An 18,666-nucleotide genomic window follows, 5' to 3' on the forward strand; every position below is an offset into this window, starting at 1 on the left:
TGTTTTTATAATTAATGTACATTTTGCTCTCTTTGAGCTTTAACCATCTCTGGTTTTACAACTGTTTTATTGTTGCCCCAACTGTTGTATACATAAGTCAGTACATTGGCAATTTCTTCATCGGTCAGGTTTTGGCTGGTCATGATATTGTTGTACTTGTTGCCATTTACAGTGACTTCACCGCTTAATCCGCTCAATACGGTGTTAATTGCTCGCGTATGGTTCGCATTTAGGAAGTCGGATTTAGCCAGTGGAGGAAATACAGTTGGAATTCCTTGTCCTTCGGATTGGTGACATGCAAAACATGTTTTTCCGTAAATTTCTTTTCCTGCGGCAATTTGTTGCGGAACAGTAAGGCTAACTTTTGGTTTTTCAGTTGTTTTTACTTTAGGCATATTTTGGATAGTACCTCCTTCCGGTAAGTAGATGCCTTCCTGAGTAGTTCCAGAGTAAATAGTTTTGTCGCCAGGTCCTTCAACTTTCAACATGCCTAAGGATCCTTTGTTGAACGTTCTGAAGATAGAGTGGTCAACCAAAATAAGTGTTCCAGGAACGTCAACTTTGAAGTCAACGATTGCAGAACCGCCGGCAGGGATCAGTGTAGTCTGAACATTTTTGTTGATCATTTCTCCGCCTTCGACATGAACTTTGTCAAAGATTTCTCCAATCACGTGGAATGACGATACTAGGTTTGGACCTCCATTACCAACAAATAAACGTACTGTTTCCCCAACTTTGGCTGTAATAGCTTTGTCGCCAACCAAAGATTTTGTACTTCCATTGAATACCACATAATCAGGTTGTTCTTTGACTGCTTTGTTCATGTCGAAAGGTTGTAAACCTGATTCTCCGTTAGCACCTTTGGTGTAGAAGTCACCCTGCATTACATAATACTCCTTGTCAACCGGTGGTAAACCTCCTTCTGGCTCTACCAGGATTAAGCCGTACATACCATTTGCGATGTGCATCCCTACAGGAGCTGTGGCACAGTGGTAAACGTAAAGTCCCTGGTTGATCACTTTAAAGTTGAAAACTTTTTCGTGGCCAGGTGCAACCAATGATGATGTAGCTCCTCCGCCTGGGCCCGTAACAGCATGTAAGTCGATGTTGTGCGGTAATTTGTTGTCAGGATGGTTTCTCAAGTGAAACTCTACTTCGTCACCAACTCTTGTTCTGATGAAGCTTCCTGGGACAGAACCTCCAAATGTCCAGTAGGTGTATTTTACACCATCGGCCATTTCTCCCTCCATTTCCTTGATCTCCATATTGACAATCAATTTTTTGGCAGGTCGGTTTCCAACCGGCTTGGGAACGAAAGGAGGTGCGGTTAGTTCGGCAATCATTTCTCCTTCAACAGGAACTTTTTTGTAGTGGTCTGCATCATTTTTTGTGAAATTGATTCCAAATGCAGTTAAGCCCACTGAAATCAGGGTGCAGCAAATTGCGGCGACTCCTGTTTTTGTGCGTTTTGTTAAATTTGTTATCATAATAATTTGTGTTTTGAATAAGACTTAAAATCTTGATGTAAACTTAGAGGACAAAAATGTCTTTTATTATGATAAATATCAGGAATATGAAAAAAAAGTATATTAAATTAAAGCGTGATTTTTTTCGGAACGTTAATACGTAGAGTAATGTTTTTTGCAGACATACAATTGTAGGGAACAAAATTACAACTCTAAAAGAAACTTGAAAAAGGATATGTCGTAAGTTTTTGAAAACGATAACGGAACTTAAGAGATTGTAAATAGTGTTTGATGTCTTTGTAGAAAAAAAGAAAACCATCAACTCTCGCTGATGGTTTTGTTTCATATATATAGGTAGGCTTATTCAGCGGCTACCAGCTTGCTTGCACTTCGGTAAGTGAATTCATTAAAGATGTGTCGTTTTGCAAAACGATTTGGTGATTCCGCATTGATCATTTTGATATAGGTGTTTTTTGGAACGCCAAAATATTCAAACTGATTGCCATCCAGGAAGCTGATGTACAAAACACCGTTGTCCATGTAGAACTCCAATATATTGGATGTAGTGGTGGTTTTGATGTATTCGTCCTTATCTTTTTCAAGTGTTTCAGGTGCAATACTTACTAAAAAGTGATAAGCTTCAATTACTTGTTTGCTTCTTTCTTCCGCCTCTAAACGTTCAACAGGATCAGCAATAGTATCGGGATGGTCTTCCTTCATGCTTTTTCTGTAAATTGTTTTCAATTCTTTTAATGTTGCTGTTTTAGTAACATCTAATAATTTTCGGTACTCGGCAATTTTTTTTGTGTTCATGAGTAAAAAATAAAAGCGATTCTTTAGCGAAACGTTTTGATTAACAGTATGATAAATCTTAAAACATAAGAAATAAGCAACTTCAGTTTATTTAAAAAAAAAGAGAACCAAAATGATTCTCTTCTTAGTAGCGGGAACAGGACTCGAACCTGTGACCTTCGGGTTATGAGCCCGACGAGCTGCCTACTGCTCTATCCCGCGATGTACGGTTTGTATTCTCAATATTTTCTTAGTAGCGGGAACAGGACTCGAACCTGTGACCTTCGGGTTATGAGCCCGACGAGCTGCCTACTGCTCTATCCCGCGTTATTTCGAGTGCAAAGATACGGTGAAATTTGACACGTACAACAAAAAGATAAAAAAATTTTAAAATTTCTACTATATCACATGTTATGACTACCTTTGTAGGCTAAAATTTTTACTATGTCACACAAAGCAGGTTTTGTAAACATTATCGGAAATCCGAATGTAGGGAAGTCAACACTGATGAATGCCTTCGTGGGGGAACGCCTGTCAATCATTACATCTAAGGCACAAACCACACGCCACCGTATTCTTGGTATCGTGAATGGGGAAGATTTTCAGGTGTTGTTTTCAGATACGCCCGGAATCATAAAACCGGCGTACGAATTACAAAATTCGATGATGGATTTTGTGAAATCCGCTTTTGAAGACGCCGATGTGTTGGTGTATATGGTAGAAGTAGGGGAAAAGGAACTGAAAGACGAAGCCTTTTTCAATAAAATCATACATTCCAAAATCCCGGTGCTTTTATTGTTGAATAAAATCGACAAATCCAATCAGGAACAATTGGAAGAGCAGGTAAACCTGTGGAAGGAAAAAGTGCCTAATGCGGAGCTTTACCCGATTTCGGCATTGGAAAATTTTAATGTGAAAGAGGTTTTTGACCGTATATTGGAATTACTTCCAGAGTCGCCAGCCTATTATCCGAAAGATGCTTTAACGGATAAGCCGGAGCGTTTCTTCGTAAACGAAACCATCCGTGAAAAAATCCTTTTGCATTACGATAAGGAAATACCATATGCCGTAGAAATCGAAACGGAAGAATTTAAGGAGGATGACGATATTATCCGAATCAAAGCCCTTATTATGGTGGAACGCGAAACGCAGAAAGGAATTATAATCGGTCATAAAGGCTCTGCAATTAAAAGAGTAGGGATAGAAGCCCGTCAGGATTTGGAGAAATTCTTCGGAAAACAGATCCACATCGAAATGTTCGTGAAAGTCAACAAAGACTGGAGAAGTAATGCGTATCAATTGCGCCGTTTCGGATACAATCAGAAATAAATTTTAAAAATAAAATAAAGGTAAAGCTTTTATTTTCAGAATAATAAACGCTGCGATTTTACATTTTAGTGACTTTGCCACTTTTTATATGTACTTTTGCGCAAAATTTAATAGAAAATGAACAATATCGTAGCCATAGTAGGAAGGCCAAACGTTGGAAAATCAACCTTTTTCAACAGGTTAATTCAAAGAAGAGAAGCTATCGTTGACTCGGTGAGCGGAGTAACCCGTGACCGTAATTACGGAAAAAGCGAATGGAACGGAAAAGAGTTTTCGGTCATAGATACAGGCGGATATGTTAAGGGTTCGGATGATGTTTTTGAAGGTGAAATCCGCCGTCAGGTAGAACTGGCTATTGATGAAGCTGATGCTATCATTTTCGTGGTGGATGTGGAAGAAGGAATCACGCCGATGGACGAAGAAGTTGCCAAATTACTTCGCAAAGTGACCAAGCCGATTTTGTTGGCGGTTAACAAAGTGGATAATGCGATGCGTGAAAAAGACGCCATCGAGTTTTATAATTTAGGTTTAGGAGAATATTACACTATAGCCGGAATGAACGGAAGCGGAACCGGAGAACTTTTGGATAAGTTGGTGGAAGTCCTGCCGGAATTGCCGGAAGCTGTGGAAGAAGAAAATCCGCTGCCTCGTTTTTGTGTAGTAGGTCGTCCTAACGCAGGTAAATCATCTTTTATCAATGCTTTGATCGGTGAAGACCGATTTGTGGTAACTGATATTGCCGGAACAACCCGTGATGCCATCGATACCAAATACAACCGTTTCGGATTTGAATTTAACTTAGTGGATACTGCGGGAATCCGTAGAAAAGCTAAAGTAAAAGAGGATTTGGAATTCTACTCCGTAATGCGTTCGGTTCGTGCCATTGAGCATTCGGATGTTTGTATCCTTATGATTGACGCCACACGTGGTTTCGAAGGTCAGGATCAGAATATTTTCTGGTTGGCGGAGAAAAACCGTAAAGGAGTAGTAATTCTTGTGAACAAATGGGATTTGGTGGAAAAAGATACCATGTCGGCCCGTGACTATGAGGCGAGAATCCGTAAAGAGCTTGAGCCGTTTACCGATGTGCCGATTCTTTTCGTATCTGCATTGACAAAACAGCGTTTGCTGAAAGCTTTGGAAACGGCTGTTGAAGTTTTTGAAAACAGAAAACAGCGTATTTCGACATCCAAATTCAATGAAACGATGCTGCCTATTATCGAGCGTACGCCGCCACCAGCATTGAAAGGTAAGTATGTGAAAATCAAATATTGTATGCAGTTGCCAACACCAACACCTCAGTTTGTGTTTTTCTGTAACCTGCCGCAATATGTGAAAGATCCGTACAAACGTTTTATCGAAAATCAGCTGCGTCAAATCTATAATTTTGAGGGAGTGCCGATCGATATTTATTTCAGACAGAAATAATTTGTTAAAAAACACTTAATGAGTAAAATTCTGACATAATAATAACTTTAATTTGCGGTTTTAATGAGAAATCATTTTAACCGCAATTTTTTATTGATGCCAAAACAATTTATAATGTTCGTTCTTACACTGTTTTCAGTGTGTGCCTTTTCGCAGAATTCCTTTTATATCAAAGGGAAAATTATTGAGGAAGCTACCAAACTTCCAATGGAATCAGCTACAGTTTATCTTTCCCTAGCCAAAGATTCTTCTCTTGTTGATTATACCATTACAGACAAAAACGGGAATTTCTCACTACCCGTGAAAAAGATTACACAGCCTGTCTTCCTGAAAGTGTCGATGGAAGGTTTTGAAGCACATAAGCAAAGCTTTAACGAACTTTTGAAAACCACTGATTTTGGTGTAATTGGTTTGAAAGAGCAAGCCAAAATGCTGAACGAGGTGATTGTAAAAGCAGAAGCACCACCCATTCGTATTAAAAAAGATACTTTAGAGTTTAATGCGGCTTCGTTTAAAGTCAGACCTGACGCGAATGTTGAAACGCTGTTGAAACAATTGCCCGGTGTAGAAATCGATCCGGAAGGTAAAATCACCGTAAACGGAAAAGAAGTAACCCAGATTATGGTAAACGGAAAACCGTTTTTTGACAAGGACGGTAAAGTAGCGCTACAGAATCTGCCTTCAGATATCATCAATAAGATCCAGGTTTCGGATCTTAAAACCAAAAAGGAAGAGCTTTCAGGTCAGGCTGCAAGTTCCGATAAGGCCAGTATCAACTTAACCATAGACGAAGACAAGAATAAAGGTCTTTTTGGCAAATTTATGGGGGGATACGGGACGGATGAACGCTATGAAGCCAGTGGATTGTTGAACTATTTTAAGAATAAAAGGAAGTTCAGTGTTTTAGCATCATCCAACAATATTAATTCCGTTGGTTTTTCAATGGATGAAATCTTTGATAATATGGGGGGCGGGCGCAGCCGTTCCATGTATTATAGTGATAATGGTTCTTTTGGGATGAATGGAATGCGTTTCGGTAGTGGTGCCGGAATTACGCAATCCGATATGATTGGGGTTAACTATTCAGATGAATGGGTTAAAGATTTGGAATCTTCCGGGAGTTATTTATTTTCAGATCAACATACCAAAAATACGCGTAAGGTAAAACAAGCTAATTTTCTTCCGACGGGAGGGATCATCACCGATGGGACTTCACAGACCAGTTCGGATCGTTTTGGTCATAATTTGAATTTTGAATTTGAATTCAAGATTGATTCTACGACAACTTTGGGAATAACTCCTGTCTTTTTAAAATCACATGGAAAAGACAGGGATAAATCGTTTCAGATATCAACAGATGAAAATAATAATCTGTTAAATGAAAGCAATTCAGATGTTTATGATGAAAGTGACGGAGTCAGTTTTAAGAATTCACTTTATTTCAATAAGGCATTTAAGCGAAAAGGACGTTATGTGAATTTTACATTTGATAACGAAAATACAAAAGACGAAATCAACTCAACTAACACCTCGGCAACTATTTTCTATCAGGGAACTGAGCCGGATGATATTCGTGACCAGCTTAAGAAGAACAGGAATTTAAAGGATAATTACCATTTTGATTTCACCTATTCGGAACCAGTAACCGATTCCTTAAGCATAAATATCGGACTAGGGCAGGAGTGGAAACAAAGCTCGGAAGACCGTGAAGCTTTTGATTTTGATCCGACAACACAATCGTATTCAAACCCGAACGTGTTGCTGACCAATTATATGTCTTCGTTAATCAGGACAGCACGCCCGAATGCTGGGTTTTCCCTTAATAAGAAAAATTTCAATTTGAGTGCATCGGGAGGTACAGCTGTTTCACAGTTTGATGCCCACTCTTTATATCTTGGAACTGTTACCGATTTGAACAAGAATTACGTGATTCCCTTCGGTAGTATGTATTTTAATTACAAATTGGATAAATCCAAGCAAATCTATTTAAATTATGATTTTCAATTCGAATTTCCGACCGCCAGTCAGATATTGCCAGTTTTGGATCAGGCCAATCCGTTGAATACGTTTGTGGGAAATGCTAATTTAGATTTGAATAAAACCCATAATGTGTATTTGGGTTTTAATGATTATGATTACGCCAGTCGTTCGGGGTTTTACACGTATTTGGGGGGGGATTATTACGAAGAGCAAATCGTTTCTGCAACATTATACGATGTTAGCGGAAAACGAACTACTACTTACAGAAATGTGTCTGATACCTATTCGTCTTGGTGCGGAGCGAGTTGGAGTAAAACTATAAAAAAAGAAGAGCACAAGTACCGATTCGGACTTGGAGTTAATACTAGTTTCGGACTTTCAAAAGGATTTACGAATACCGAAATGTATGAAGCTCAGGCTTTACGATTGATGCCAAGAGTGTTTTTTAACTATGATTATGGTGAATTGTTGACCATTGCTCCATCGTATAATTTTTCATATAACGAAACGAATTATGCTAATTATACGATTAGTTCGGCATTTAACAGAATCCATAGGTTTAATATCCAAACCACAAATTACTGGCCTAAAAACTGGGTTTTTGGAAATGATTTTGGCTATACTTACAATTCTAATATTTCAGATGATTTTAAAAATGCTTTTTATTTGTGGAACACCAGTTTGTCCTATAGTTTTTACGATAAGAAGTTTACGGCAAAGGTTAAGGTTTATGACATGCTGAATCAAAATCAGAGCGCTACAAGAACGATTTCAGCAACAACCATCAGAGATGAAGAAAATACTGTTTTGAAACGCTATGCAATGTTTTCCTTAACCTATAAGATTGAACGATTTGCAGGTAAAGAAAAACCTTCCAGAAATTGGAATCACTAAAAAAGAGGCTGCTTTCGTGGCCTCTTTTAAAATGATTTTGTGGAATTTTAGTGTTTTATTTTATGTAAATGCTTTTTTTGCAAATGATGCTTCTCGGGTCTGTCGCTATACCAGTCTTTAAATTTCTTATCGGTTTTATAATCATCTGTAAGTACAGTGTAAACCATGTAAGGTACAAGAAAACTACCCAAAATAAACAAACTGCTTATTAATGGTAACGGAACGTTTGTTTGACATAGCCCCGCAAAAATAAAGGCAAATATTGTGGTAAACCATACCAGCTTAATTGCATAATTTTTCATGACCTTAATACTTTACTTAAAGGTACGCTGATTAGTTGTTGTGTGGTGTTAACGATAGTACAATGAGTTCTTAAAAGGATTTAGTACGGTAAGTAGGATGAAATAAAAAAAGAGATTGCAAAAAAGCAATCTCTTTTTTTATCTGTTTTATTTTATCTGCAATCTGCTGCGTGAAGTTACCAGCTTCCGCTGGCACCGCCGCCGGAGAATCCGCCTCCGCCAAAGCCACCACCAAAGCCTCCGCCGCCAAAACCACCGCCGGAAGAACTTCCTCCTCCAAAACCGCCAAAGCCACCACGGCCCAAGCTGCTCAGAATTATGATGTCGCCCAGATCTGGTCCGGCAAAACGTCCTGTGTTACCACCTCCACCACCACGTTTGTTTCTGGAAAGAATCGCAATGATGATGATAAACAAGATTATAAAGAAAATTATTTTTCCACCTCCAGGTGATTTTCCGCCTTTACGTTCGCCTTTATATTTTCCTTTTAAAGCTTCGAATATAGTATCGGCTCCTTTATCTAAGCCATTGAAATAGCTTCCGGCTTTAAATTCGGGAGTTATAACGTTTCGGATAATTTCGCCACAGGTACCTGCTGTCAGACGGTCTTCAACACCATAGCCCGGTCGGATACTTATTTTTCGGTCGTTTTTTGCAACTAAGATGATAATGCCATTATCCTCGTCTTTCTGTCCGATTCCCCATTTATGCCCCCAGTTGGTTGCCAATACGTTAATGTCTTCGCCTTTTAAATCGTTAATGGTAATCACTACAATTTGTGTTGTAGTGGAATCCGAATAACGAATAAGTTTTTCTTCCAGTTGTTTTTTCTCTGCGGCATTCAATAAATTGGCATTGTCGTAAACGCTCGTTTGAAAACTAGGCTTTTCGGGAATGGTAAATTGCGAAAAAGCAAAACCGCTGTTAAACAATAAGGAGATAAGAAGGATGAATTTAAAAATCCCTTTTAAATTTGAAATTTTCATGATTTGGATTTTTTATTAATTATCCTTTGGATATTTCGTTAGATAACTCGTTGGCATCATCGTCCTGATATGGGAAATATTTCTTTAGGCGATCACCGGCTCTCAGTATTCCTTCAACCAGCCCTGTTTTGAACTGTTTGTTTTTAAAATGCTCAATTACCACATCTTTGGTGCAATCCCAAAAATCTTCTTCCACCAAATCGTCAATGCCCTTATCTCCAATAATGGCAAAGGAATGATCCTTTACGCCAACGTAAAACAATACGCCGTTTTTGGCTTCGGTTTTGTCCATTCCCAATTGATGAAAAACCTCCTTGGCTCTTTCGAGTGGAGGTTTTTCAGTATGGGCTTCAATATGGACTCTGATTTCGCCGGAAGTGTTTTTCTCAGCCAAAGAAATTGCATGCACAACTTCTTTTTCTTCGTCCGGGTTTAGAAAATCTTCAGTTAGAGACATTGTTTATTTGTCAAAGTTAAATTCTACATCTACCGGTTTTTCAGCACCTGCTACTGCGTCGAAGAAAGGTTTCTCCTTGTACTCACCCAAGAACCAGTTGTTCGGGATTTTCAGGATATAGTTGTTGTAGCTCTGAACTGATTCGTTAAAACGGGTTCTTGCTGTTAAAATCTGGTTTTCCGTACTGGCCAATTCGTCCTGTAATTTTAAGAAGTTCGCGTTGGCTTTCAACTCAGGATATCGCTCAACTGTTACCAATAATCGTGATAAAGCCGAAGAAACACCGCCTTGCGCCTGTTGGAACTGGGCTAATTGCTCTGGAGTCACGTTGGTTGGATCTACGGTTACCTGAGTAGCTTTTGCTCTTGCTTCGATAACGGCTGTTAAAGTTCCTTTTTCGAAATCGGCAGCCCCTTTTACGGTTTTAACCAAATTCCCGATAAGGTCATTTCTTCTTTGGTATGCAGTTTCCACGTTACCCCATTCTTTTCCTACTGCCTGATTTTCACGGATAGCCCCGTTTTTGATGCCAACGTACCAAAATCCGATAACGGCCAGAATAGCTACAATGATTAATATTGGTGCAAATTTTCTCATTTTTTTTTAAATTTAAAGTTGATTTTCTTTGATAGTATTAGTCGTTGTTTAAGTAGATTGTTACTTATAATTCATTTTTAATGTTTGTCAGCTGTGTTTTAATAGCTTCCAGTTTGCTGATGATTTCAAACTTGTCCAGTGTTTTTTTCTGGCCTTCTTTCAAATGTACTTTTGCGCCGTCTAAAGTGAAACCGCGTTCTTTTACCAAATGGTAAATCAGCTGAAGGTTTTTTACGTCTTCGGGAGTGAACATACGATTGCCTTTCGCATTCTTTTTTGGTTTTAATATATCGAATTCCTTGTCCCAAAATCGGATTAAGGAAGCGTTTACGTCGAAAGCCTTGGCTAGTTCGCCAATACTGTAATATCTTTTTTCAGGTAAGTCTAAATGCATTTTTTGTTTTGAGTTATGAGTTTTTCTCCAGACTCCTCTCTTTTCTATATTCTTTGTTCTATACTCTGTTTTTCTTCAGCTTAATCCAACGATTGGTTTTCCTGGTTAGCAATTTGTGAAATTAAAACATATTCTTTGGCCGAAATCGATCCGTAATAAAAATTCAACGGATTGACGACCTTTCCGTTCTGATACACTTCGTAATGTAAATGGGGTGCCTCACTTCGTCCGGTACTGCCTACATAGCCGATGACATCTCCACGTTTAACACGCTGCCCTGGCCTAACTTTGTACTTGCTCAAATGGGCATACAGCGTTTCATACCCAAAACCATGACGTATTTCAATATGGTTTCCGTAACCCGAAAGCGATGCGTCTGCTTTTTCCACAACACCGTCGCCAGTGGCATATATCGGAGTTCCGGTTCGTGCCGAAAAATCCATTCCTTTGTGAAATTTCCTGACTTTGGTAAACGGGTCACTTCGGTAACCAAATCCGGAAGCCATCTGTTTCAATGCTTCATTTTTAATCGGTTGTATCGCCGGAATCGCTGCCATCAGTTTTTCTTTTCCTTTGGCTAATTTAATGATTTCATCCAATGACTTTGACTGAAAGACCATCTGGTTCGAAATAACATCCAAACGTTTCGTAGTGTTGATTACCAAATCGGAATTATCATAGCCTTCCAGCTGTTTGTAGCTAAGTGCACCTTCGCTTTCTCCCTTGCGTTTTTTTTCATCCACTGGCGAACTGTTGAAATAAGCGCGGTAAACATTATTGTCCCGATCTTCCAGATTGTCCATCGTTTCATTCAGCTGGTCGACCCTTTTATTGAGAAGCGCATAACTGATTCGCATGTTTTCAATTTCACGGGCCAGGATTCGGTCTTTCGGAGTTTCAAAATACGTAGTGTTCAAAAGTATCACGAAACACAAAAAGCCAAACAATGCCGACGCCAGCAAAAACAAGGCAAAATAGCCCAGCTTTCGCCCTTTCTTCGGTTTGATTTTTAGAAAGGCTAATTTTTCGGAATCATAAATATATTTTACCTTCGACATGTTCTAAAATATACTATTTTTGCAGCTTGTAAAATGGTGCTTTTGAATCGGTTGTAGGGGTTATACGAACAAATTTAAAAAATGTTTCAAAGCAATTGATTTTTTGGAGCGAAACATTTGGCTTATTTGTAAACCTTTTTCCTGCTATCGCTACTAGTCGCGATTGTAATCGCGAGCTAACCGCTCTATCAGGGCTAGGGGAACAGTCATTTTACCTTTTGGAATTGAAATAAAAAATAGTGCGAATCACAATCGCGGAAATAAATAAAAAAATGAAATCACAAGACATTCGTAAAGCTTACCTTGATTTTTTTGAAAGCAAAGGACACTTAATCGTGCCTTCTGCACCGATTGTTTTAAAAGACGATCCGACGTTGATGTTTAACAATTCCGGGATGGCTCAATTCAAAGAGTTTTTCCTAGGGAACGGAACACCAAAATCACCAAGAATAGCCGATACGCAAAAATGTCTTCGTGTATCCGGAAAGCACAACGACTTGGAGGATGTAGGTTTTGATACGTACCACCACACCATGTTCGAAATGTTAGGTAACTGGTCGTTTGGCGATTACTTCAAAAAAGAGGCATTGGCTTGGGCTTGGGAATTCCTGACCGAAGTATTGAAACTGGACAAAGACCGTTTGTATGTTTCCGTTTTTGAAGGAAACCCTTCAGAGAATGTGCCGTTCGACCAGGACGCGTTCGATATCTGGAAGCAATATGTTTCGGAAGACCGCATCATCCTTGGAAACAAAAAAGACAACTTCTGGGAAATGGGCGATCAGGGACCTTGCGGACCTTGTTCCGAAATCCATATCGATTTACGTACAGATGCGGAAAGAGCTGCTGTTTCCGGTCGTGAGCTGGTAAATGCAGATCATCCGCAGGTTGTTGAGATCTGGAACAACGTTTTCATGGAATTCAACCGTAAAGCGGACGGTTCTTTGGAAAAATTGCCGGCACAACACGTAGATACCGGAATGGGCTTTGAGCGTTTGTGTATGGCGATGCAGAGCGTAACATCGAATTACGATACCGATGTGTTCACTCCGCTAATCGAAAAAGTAGAACAAATTACGGGTAAAAAATATACCAACAACGAAATAAAAAATATCAGCGAAGAGCAAAACAAAACTAATATTGCCATTCGCGTAATTGTAGACCACGTTCGTGCCGTGGCGTTCGCTATTGCAGATGGTCAGTTGCCTTCCAACACCGGAGCCGGTTATGTAATCCGTCGTATTTTGCGTCGTGCCATCCGTTACGGGTTTACGTTCCTGAATACAAAAGAACCGTTCATCTATCAATTGGTAGAGGTATTGAGCAATCAAATGGGGGCTTTCTTCCCGGAGATTGTGGCTCAGAAAAATTTGGTGTCTAACGTAATCAAAGAAGAAGAAGCATCTTTCCTAAGAACGTTAGACCAAGGTTTACAGTTGTTGGAAAATGTAGTGGCTGAAACGAAAGGAAACGAAGTTTCAGGTGAAAAGGCATTCGAATTATACGATACCTTCGGATTTCCGAAAGACTTGACAGCCTTGATCCTGAAAGAAAAAGGGATGTCGTTCAACGAAGGCGAATTTGAAAAATCGATGCAGGAACAAAAGAACCGTTCACGTGCTGCTTCGGAAGTATCTACAGAAGACTGGAACGTTTTGGTTCCGGGTAATGTGGAAACTTTCGTGGGTTACGACCAAACGGAAAATGAAGTGAAAATTACCCGCTTCCGTAAAGTGGATTCTAAAAAAGACGGTAAATTATATCAGATCGTTTTAGACAATACTCCGTTCTATCCGGAAGGAGGAGGACAGGTTGGTGATAAAGGGGCTTTGGTGTCGGCAAACGAAACCATCGAAATCATAGACACTAAAAAAGAAAATAACTTAATTCTGCATTTCGCGAAAAGCTTACCTGAAAATGTAAACGGTAGTTTTGTCGCAAAAGTAAATGCTGATTTAAGAAGCCATACAGCAAGCAATCACTCGGCGACCCACTTATTGCATCAGGCATTGCGTTCGGTTTTAGGAACGCATGTGGAGCAAAAAGGATCTTTGGTAGCGCCTAATTACCTGCGTTTCGACTTCTCACATTTTGCAAAAGTGACTGATGAAGAATTGCAAAAGGTGGAAGATTTCGTAAATGTAAGAATTCAGGAGCAGTTACCATTAATCGAAAGAAGAAGCATTCCTTTTGCACAGGCGATTGAAGAAGGTGCGATGGCGTTATTCGGAGAAAAATACGGAGACAATGTTCGTGCTATCAAATTCGGAGAAAGCATGGAGTTGTGTGGAGGAATCCATGTGAATAATACGGCAGACATCTGGCATTTTAAAATTACGAGTGAAGGTGCCGTGGCGGCCGGAATTCGTCGTGTTGAAGCGATTACCAATGATGCGGTGAAACAATTTTTTGCGGCTCAGGAATCGGCTTTAAAAGAAATTAAGGAAACGTTGAAGAATCCACAGGACGTTATCAAATCGGTGGTTTCTTTACAGGACGAGAATGCCAAACTGAAAAAGCAAATCGAACAGTTGCTAAAAGAGAAAGCGAAAAACCTGAAAGGGGAATTAGCTTCTCAATTGCAAAATATCAACGGAGTAGATTTCTTAGCGGTACAGGTGGATTTGGATGCAAACGGCGCTAAAGATTTGGCTTATGAATTAGGTCAGAATAAAGACAACTTGTTCTTGGTTTTAGCAACTGCTGCGGATGACAAGCCAATGTTGACTTCTTACATTTCCAAAGAATTAGTGGAAAGCAAAGGGTTGAATGCAGGACAGGTAGTTCGTGAGCTTGGGAAGTACATCCAAGGCGGTGGTGGAGGGCAACCGTTCTTCGCAACTGCGGGAGGTAAAAATCCTGGAGGGATTAAGGAAGCTTTGGAGAAAGCGGTTGAGTTCGTGAAGTAAGATTTTATATTATAGTTATTTAAAGCCCAAATCGTTATCGATTTGGGTTTTTTTGTAAAAAAAATCTTTATTAATTTTGATGAAGGTTTGTTTTTATTAATCTTTGTTGAAAATTTAACAAAAAATAAAAATGAAAAAATTTTTCTGTTTATTCAGTGTTTTAGCATTGTTAATCGGTTCTTGTTCGGATAACGATGGAACTTCATCCGATTCAGGGTTTAATATAAATGGAACTAAATTAAAAAGAGCAATATTAAATTCAAATGCAGCTTCCGGTGCTATTACTTATGATTATTTCTATAATGGAAACAGGTTAGCCAGAATTGTTTCTTCTGATATGAGCTATTTTAAATATACTTATACGGATGAATTAATAACTAAGATTGAATTTTTTAAGAATAATGTTTTGAAAAATATCGATTTTCTCGAGTATAATAATGACAATAAGTTAATTACCCGAAAACAAATAAGAGGTAACACAGGATATAAAGTTGTGTATACTCATAATAACGATGGAACAATTTCAATTTTTGGCTATACCGGTGATTCGGTTAATCAAAACACGCCTACCGATTTGAATAAAAAAGTTTTTTTTGTAAACGGATTGGTGAGCAAAATTGAAAGTTATTCAATCATTGACGGGAGTTTGGAAACCTTGTTTACAAATTATACTCATGATACGGCAAATACACCTACCAGTCTAATCTTGGGGTATGATAAATTAACTTATTATGATCAAGGGAATTTTCAAAATGTTCATAATTTAACTTCAATCACATATAGTAGTACTGTTAATGATATTGTAGATGTAGATGAAATAGTAAATGTTTACAATGCGGATAATTTTTTGTCAAAAGCGACAGCTGTAGATCTTGAGGATAATAATGGTCCTCCTTTGATTTTTGAATATTTCTATGAGTAAGATTTTAGAATATTTTTTAAAAAACCAAAATCATTTCGATTTTGGTTTTTTTTGTTTTTTAAAGACATGAAAATCAAATATTTATAATTTCATTGTGATTTAGCCTCCTTCATTAAGTTATCTTTGAGGCTTTAGTGAAAACTTATGAAATGAAAAAGGCTTTTTTTAATAAGATTTTTACATAACTTGTTGAAAATTAATCGATTAAAGTCAAAAAAAATCGTTAAAAAGCACCTTAGAATAACTTTTTTTTATTCCTTTGCTGAAGTTTAATCAAAAAATCAAAAATTTATGAAAAGACTTAGTATTGTTTTGGGGGTGGCTGCGATAGCTTTGTTGGCATCTTGTTCTAATGATGAATTTGTTGATACTATAGATGATTCAAGTTCGGAAATTGATGGGAAATTAAATCCAAATGCAGTTTTGGTAAAGAGAATAGTTGCTACAAGCAATAATGGAGGAAGTGTTACTACCGATGATTATGTATATAATGGCAGCAAACTTTCCAAGGTTGTGTCTACAGATGGGAGACAGGTTAGCTATATATACACAGGAAACCTGATTACGGAAAGAGACTATTTTAACAACAATGTTTTAAATTCCAAGGAACTGTATGAGTATAATGCAAACAACCAGCTTACTACTTATAAGAGAATAAATTCGTCTAATACGGTAACGTATAAAGCGGTATTCAGTTATAACAGTGACGGAACAGTTACAGTAAATGGTTATCGTGGCGATGTTGTCAGTCAGTCCAATATGAAGGTAAACAGAAAGATTTTCTTCTCAAACGGAAAAGTTTCCCGAATGGAAACCTATAGAACTGTTAACGGAAGTCCGGTTACAGAAGCCCATGATTTTTCTTATGACACTAAAAACTCACCTTTTAAAGGAATACTAGGGTTTGATAAACTGACGTATCATGATATAGCATTAAACGGAAATGTAAACAACGTTACTTCGATTGCTGTTTCGGGAGTTTCTGCTGCAAATTCAGTTAGCGATCAGATTCAGTATACGTATAACTCGGGTAATTATCCGGTAAGTGCCAACAGAGGGTCAGTAACATTCCAATATTACTATTAATAATATTTCCTAAGTTTGTATAACTAAACAAACTTAGCATGCACTTCAGAACCCAAATACCTATTCCGCAAAGTAATTTTCCAATAGATTATACTTCAAGGATAGTGTCTTTGGGTTCTTGTTTTGCTGAAAATATCGGAGATAAATTCAGTTATTTCAAATTTCAGCATACAGTTAATCCTTTCGGGATTATTTTTAATCCGGTTTCTATTGAGAAAATAATACAAAAAACGATTTCAGGAAAACGATTTTCCGAAGCCGATATTTTTTTTCATAACGACTTATGGAACTGTTTTGATGTGCATTCCGAGTTGAGCTCTTCTGATAAAGAAACATTCCTGGAGCGACTCAATGCAACTACAGAAACGTTCCGCAGCCAACTAGAACAGGCTACCCATTTTTCTCTTACTTTAGGAACGGCTTGGGTATATCGCAATAACGATAGTGGTGAAATTGTAGCCAATTGCCATAAAGTACCGCAAAAGCAATTTACAAAAGAGCTGCTCTCTGTGGCGCAAATTGAAGAGAGCCTTCAAAACATAATTTCGTTGATTACTTCCGTCAATCCTAATTGCAAATTTATTTTTACCGTTTCACCGGTAAGGCATATTAAAGATGGTTTTGTGGAAAATCAGCAGAGCAAATCGCATCTGATAACGGCTTTGCACACTGTCTTGCAAAAGGTTCAAAATCCGCAAAACACTGTTTATTTTCCCAGCTATGAAATCCTGATGGATGAACTTCGTGATTACCGTTTTTATGCCGAAGACATGCTGCATCCCAATCAGGTGGGAATCGATTATATCTGGGAACGTTTTGTTCAGTCGATGGTTGCTGACTCTTGCCGCTCAACAATGGACCAGGTAGATTCTATTCAAAAAGCATTGCTCCATAGACCATTTAATCCGAATTCTGAACAACATAAGATTTTTTTGGAAAAACTCAATCAAAAGATTAGTAAATTAGTGGTAGAAAATCCGCTAATCCAATTTTAAAATGGCCAGTAATTCCTCTGAAGAAAACACTTTAAAAAATATGCTTGTGCCTTTGGTACAGATCATTGGTCGCGCCGGGAAACTTATCTGGCTGATTATCTTCATTGTCATCGGCGTCGTACTGTTTAAGTATTTTACATCTGAAAAGCCCACAGAAACTACCGAATACAATACTGATCTGATTGAACAACAAATCAAAAATGTAGGGAAACTAGTAGTAACCGAAGGACATTATTCGCAGGTTATGACCTATAAAGACCAACAGAAATACCTGATGAATCTGGTTACCTTCGAGAAAAAAGCGCTAATTATCATTAATGCCGATGTAACTGTTGCCTATGATTTGAGTAAAGTGAAGTACGATATTGATCAAAAAAATAAAACCATTACCATAGTAAGCATTCCGAAGGAAGAGATTAAAATCAGTCCGGACATACAGTTTTATGATATAGATCAGAGTACAATGAACCCGTTTACCGGTGCTGATTACAATAAAATCAATAAAAAAGTAAAATCAGATCTGGCTCGGAAAATTGAAAAGTCAAAGCTGAAAACCAATGCGGAGAACCGTTTGGTGAGTGAACTCGCTAAAATTTTGATTTTGACCAATACAATGGGCTGGAAATTGGAATACAAGAATCAGGTCATACAGACGGAAAGTCAGTTGGGCAAAACCCTTAACTTATAATAAAAAATCCCTCTTTTGAGGGATTTTTTATTGATCGGCTTATAAAGATTACAGCTTACGTTGTAAACTTTCCCATCCGCCACCGTTTATGGCTTCAATGCCATTTTGTTTCAGAATGGAAGTCGCCTGTGCACTTCGCATTCCGGAACGGCAACAGGCAATTACCGGTTTGTTTAATTTTTTGATTTCCTCTATTTTTGAAGCAAGTGTGTCGAGTGGAATATTTTTGGAACTTTGAATATGTCCCGAAGTAAATTCACTCACAGTCCTTACATCGATAATCACGGCTCCTTTGGTGACAAATTCTGCGATGGCATCTGATTTACCTCCTAATCCTAACAAATCTAATAATCCCATAGTATTTTAATTTTAAACAAAGGTAC

The 18,666-nt window shown here is 38.2% G+C and carries 17 protein-coding genes and 2 tRNA genes; 8 read left to right on the top strand and 11 right to left on the bottom strand.

Translation table 11 applies throughout. The features are described from left to right. Positions 1 to 11: 11 nt before the first annotated feature. The 4 genes from nirK to FEDK69T_RS07565 form a co-directional block, all read right to left on the bottom strand. On the bottom strand, positions 12 to 1,487 hold the full coding sequence (nirK, locus tag FEDK69T_RS07550; protein ID WP_023573557.1) for a copper-containing nitrite reductase: 1,476 nt from the start codon (positions 1,485 to 1,487) through the stop codon (positions 12 to 14). A gap of 339 nt (positions 1,488 to 1,826) precedes the next feature. Beyond that, positions 1,827 to 2,279: a KTSC domain-containing protein gene (locus FEDK69T_RS07555; protein WP_023573558.1), complete on the bottom strand. Its 453-nt coding sequence runs from the start codon at positions 2,277 to 2,279 to the stop codon at positions 1,827 to 1,829. Positions 2,280 to 2,407: 128 nt separating this feature from the next. After that, a tRNA-Met gene (locus FEDK69T_RS07560) sits at positions 2,408 to 2,480 on the bottom strand. A 32-nt stretch (positions 2,481 to 2,512) separates the two neighbouring features. Further along, positions 2,513 to 2,585, bottom strand: a tRNA-Met gene (locus FEDK69T_RS07565). A gap of 117 nt (positions 2,586 to 2,702) precedes the next feature. Between FEDK69T_RS07565 and era the strand changes: the two genes are divergently transcribed. From era to FEDK69T_RS07580, 3 genes are all read left to right on the top strand, one after another. Then, on the top strand, positions 2,703 to 3,587 hold the full coding sequence (gene era / locus FEDK69T_RS07570; RefSeq protein ID WP_023573559.1) for a GTPase Era: 885 nt from the start codon (positions 2,703 to 2,705) through the stop codon (positions 3,585 to 3,587). 117 nt (positions 3,588 to 3,704) lie between these two features. Further along, on the top strand, positions 3,705 to 5,015 hold the full coding sequence (gene der, locus FEDK69T_RS07575; RefSeq protein WP_023573560.1) for a ribosome biogenesis GTPase Der: 1,311 nt from the start codon (positions 3,705 to 3,707) through the stop codon (positions 5,013 to 5,015). A 114-nt stretch (positions 5,016 to 5,129) separates the two neighbouring features. Next, positions 5,130 to 7,889 (top strand): outer membrane beta-barrel protein, encoded by a 2,760-nt coding sequence (locus FEDK69T_RS07580; protein ID WP_023573561.1) that lies wholly within the window; start codon positions 5,130 to 5,132, stop codon positions 7,887 to 7,889. A gap of 47 nt (positions 7,890 to 7,936) precedes the next feature. On the opposite strand, the gene FEDK69T_RS15930 is transcribed toward FEDK69T_RS07580, so the two are convergent. The 6 genes from FEDK69T_RS15930 to FEDK69T_RS07610 form a co-directional block, all read right to left on the bottom strand. Next, a complete protein-coding gene (locus FEDK69T_RS15930) occupies positions 7,937 to 8,191 on the bottom strand; it encodes a hypothetical protein (RefSeq protein ID WP_051385094.1) in 255 nt (84 codons plus the stop codon). Between the two features lie 176 nt (positions 8,192 to 8,367). Next, on the bottom strand, positions 8,368 to 9,177 hold the full coding sequence (locus FEDK69T_RS07590) for a TPM domain-containing protein (RefSeq protein WP_023573563.1): 810 nt from the start codon (positions 9,175 to 9,177) through the stop codon (positions 8,368 to 8,370). Between the two features lie 19 nt (positions 9,178 to 9,196). Next, the gene (locus FEDK69T_RS07595) at positions 9,197 to 9,634 is read right to left on the bottom strand and encodes a TPM domain-containing protein (RefSeq protein ID WP_023573564.1); all 438 of its coding nucleotides are present in this window, start codon (positions 9,632 to 9,634) and stop codon (positions 9,197 to 9,199) included. Positions 9,635 to 9,637: 3 nt separating this feature from the next. Continuing rightward, complete coding sequence (locus FEDK69T_RS07600; protein WP_023573565.1) at positions 9,638 to 10,231, bottom strand: LemA family protein; 594 nt, start codon at positions 10,229 to 10,231, stop codon at positions 9,638 to 9,640. Positions 10,232 to 10,295: 64 nt separating this feature from the next. Continuing rightward, positions 10,296 to 10,625 carry a MerR family transcriptional regulator gene (locus FEDK69T_RS07605; protein WP_023573566.1) on the bottom strand — a complete coding sequence of 110 codons (330 nt, stop codon included), beginning with the start codon at positions 10,623 to 10,625 and terminating at the stop codon, positions 10,296 to 10,298. Between the two features lie 80 nt (positions 10,626 to 10,705). Then, positions 10,706 to 11,683: a M23 family metallopeptidase gene (locus tag FEDK69T_RS07610; protein ID WP_023573567.1), complete on the bottom strand. Its 978-nt coding sequence runs from the start codon at positions 11,681 to 11,683 to the stop codon at positions 10,706 to 10,708. 272 nt (positions 11,684 to 11,955) lie between these two features. Here FEDK69T_RS07610 and alaS point away from each other — a divergent pair, with 272 nt between their 5' ends. The 5 genes from alaS (at position 11,956) to FEDK69T_RS07635 (ending at position 18,283) form a co-directional block, all read left to right on the top strand. Beyond that, on the top strand, positions 11,956 to 14,592 hold the full coding sequence (alaS, locus tag FEDK69T_RS07615; protein WP_035630136.1) for an alanine--tRNA ligase: 2,637 nt from the start codon (positions 11,956 to 11,958) through the stop codon (positions 14,590 to 14,592). Positions 14,593 to 14,722: 130 nt separating this feature from the next. Beyond that, positions 14,723 to 15,514 (top strand): hypothetical protein, encoded by a 792-nt coding sequence (locus FEDK69T_RS07620; RefSeq protein ID WP_023573569.1) that lies wholly within the window; start codon positions 14,723 to 14,725, stop codon positions 15,512 to 15,514. 291 nt (positions 15,515 to 15,805) lie between these two features. Beyond that, positions 15,806 to 16,600, top strand: coding sequence for a hypothetical protein (locus FEDK69T_RS07625; RefSeq protein WP_023573570.1), 795 nt, complete (start codon positions 15,806 to 15,808; stop codon positions 16,598 to 16,600). Between the two features lie 38 nt (positions 16,601 to 16,638). Beyond that, on the top strand, positions 16,639 to 17,595 hold the full coding sequence (locus FEDK69T_RS07630; RefSeq protein ID WP_023573571.1) for a GSCFA domain-containing protein: 957 nt from the start codon (positions 16,639 to 16,641) through the stop codon (positions 17,593 to 17,595). A gap of 40 nt (positions 17,596 to 17,635) precedes the next feature. Further along, positions 17,636 to 18,283: a DUF4230 domain-containing protein gene (locus tag FEDK69T_RS07635; RefSeq protein WP_051385102.1), complete on the top strand. Its 648-nt coding sequence runs from the start codon at positions 17,636 to 17,638 to the stop codon at positions 18,281 to 18,283. 48 nt (positions 18,284 to 18,331) lie between these two features. On the opposite strand, the gene FEDK69T_RS07640 is transcribed toward FEDK69T_RS07635, so the two are convergent. After that, on the bottom strand, positions 18,332 to 18,640 hold the full coding sequence (locus FEDK69T_RS07640; protein WP_023573573.1) for a rhodanese-like domain-containing protein: 309 nt from the start codon (positions 18,638 to 18,640) through the stop codon (positions 18,332 to 18,334). Positions 18,641 to 18,666 lie beyond the last annotated feature (26 nt).

Source organism: Flavobacterium enshiense DK69 (genome assembly GCF_000498495.1).
Lineage (GTDB): Bacteria > Bacteroidota > Bacteroidia > Flavobacteriales > Flavobacteriaceae > Flavobacterium > Flavobacterium enshiense.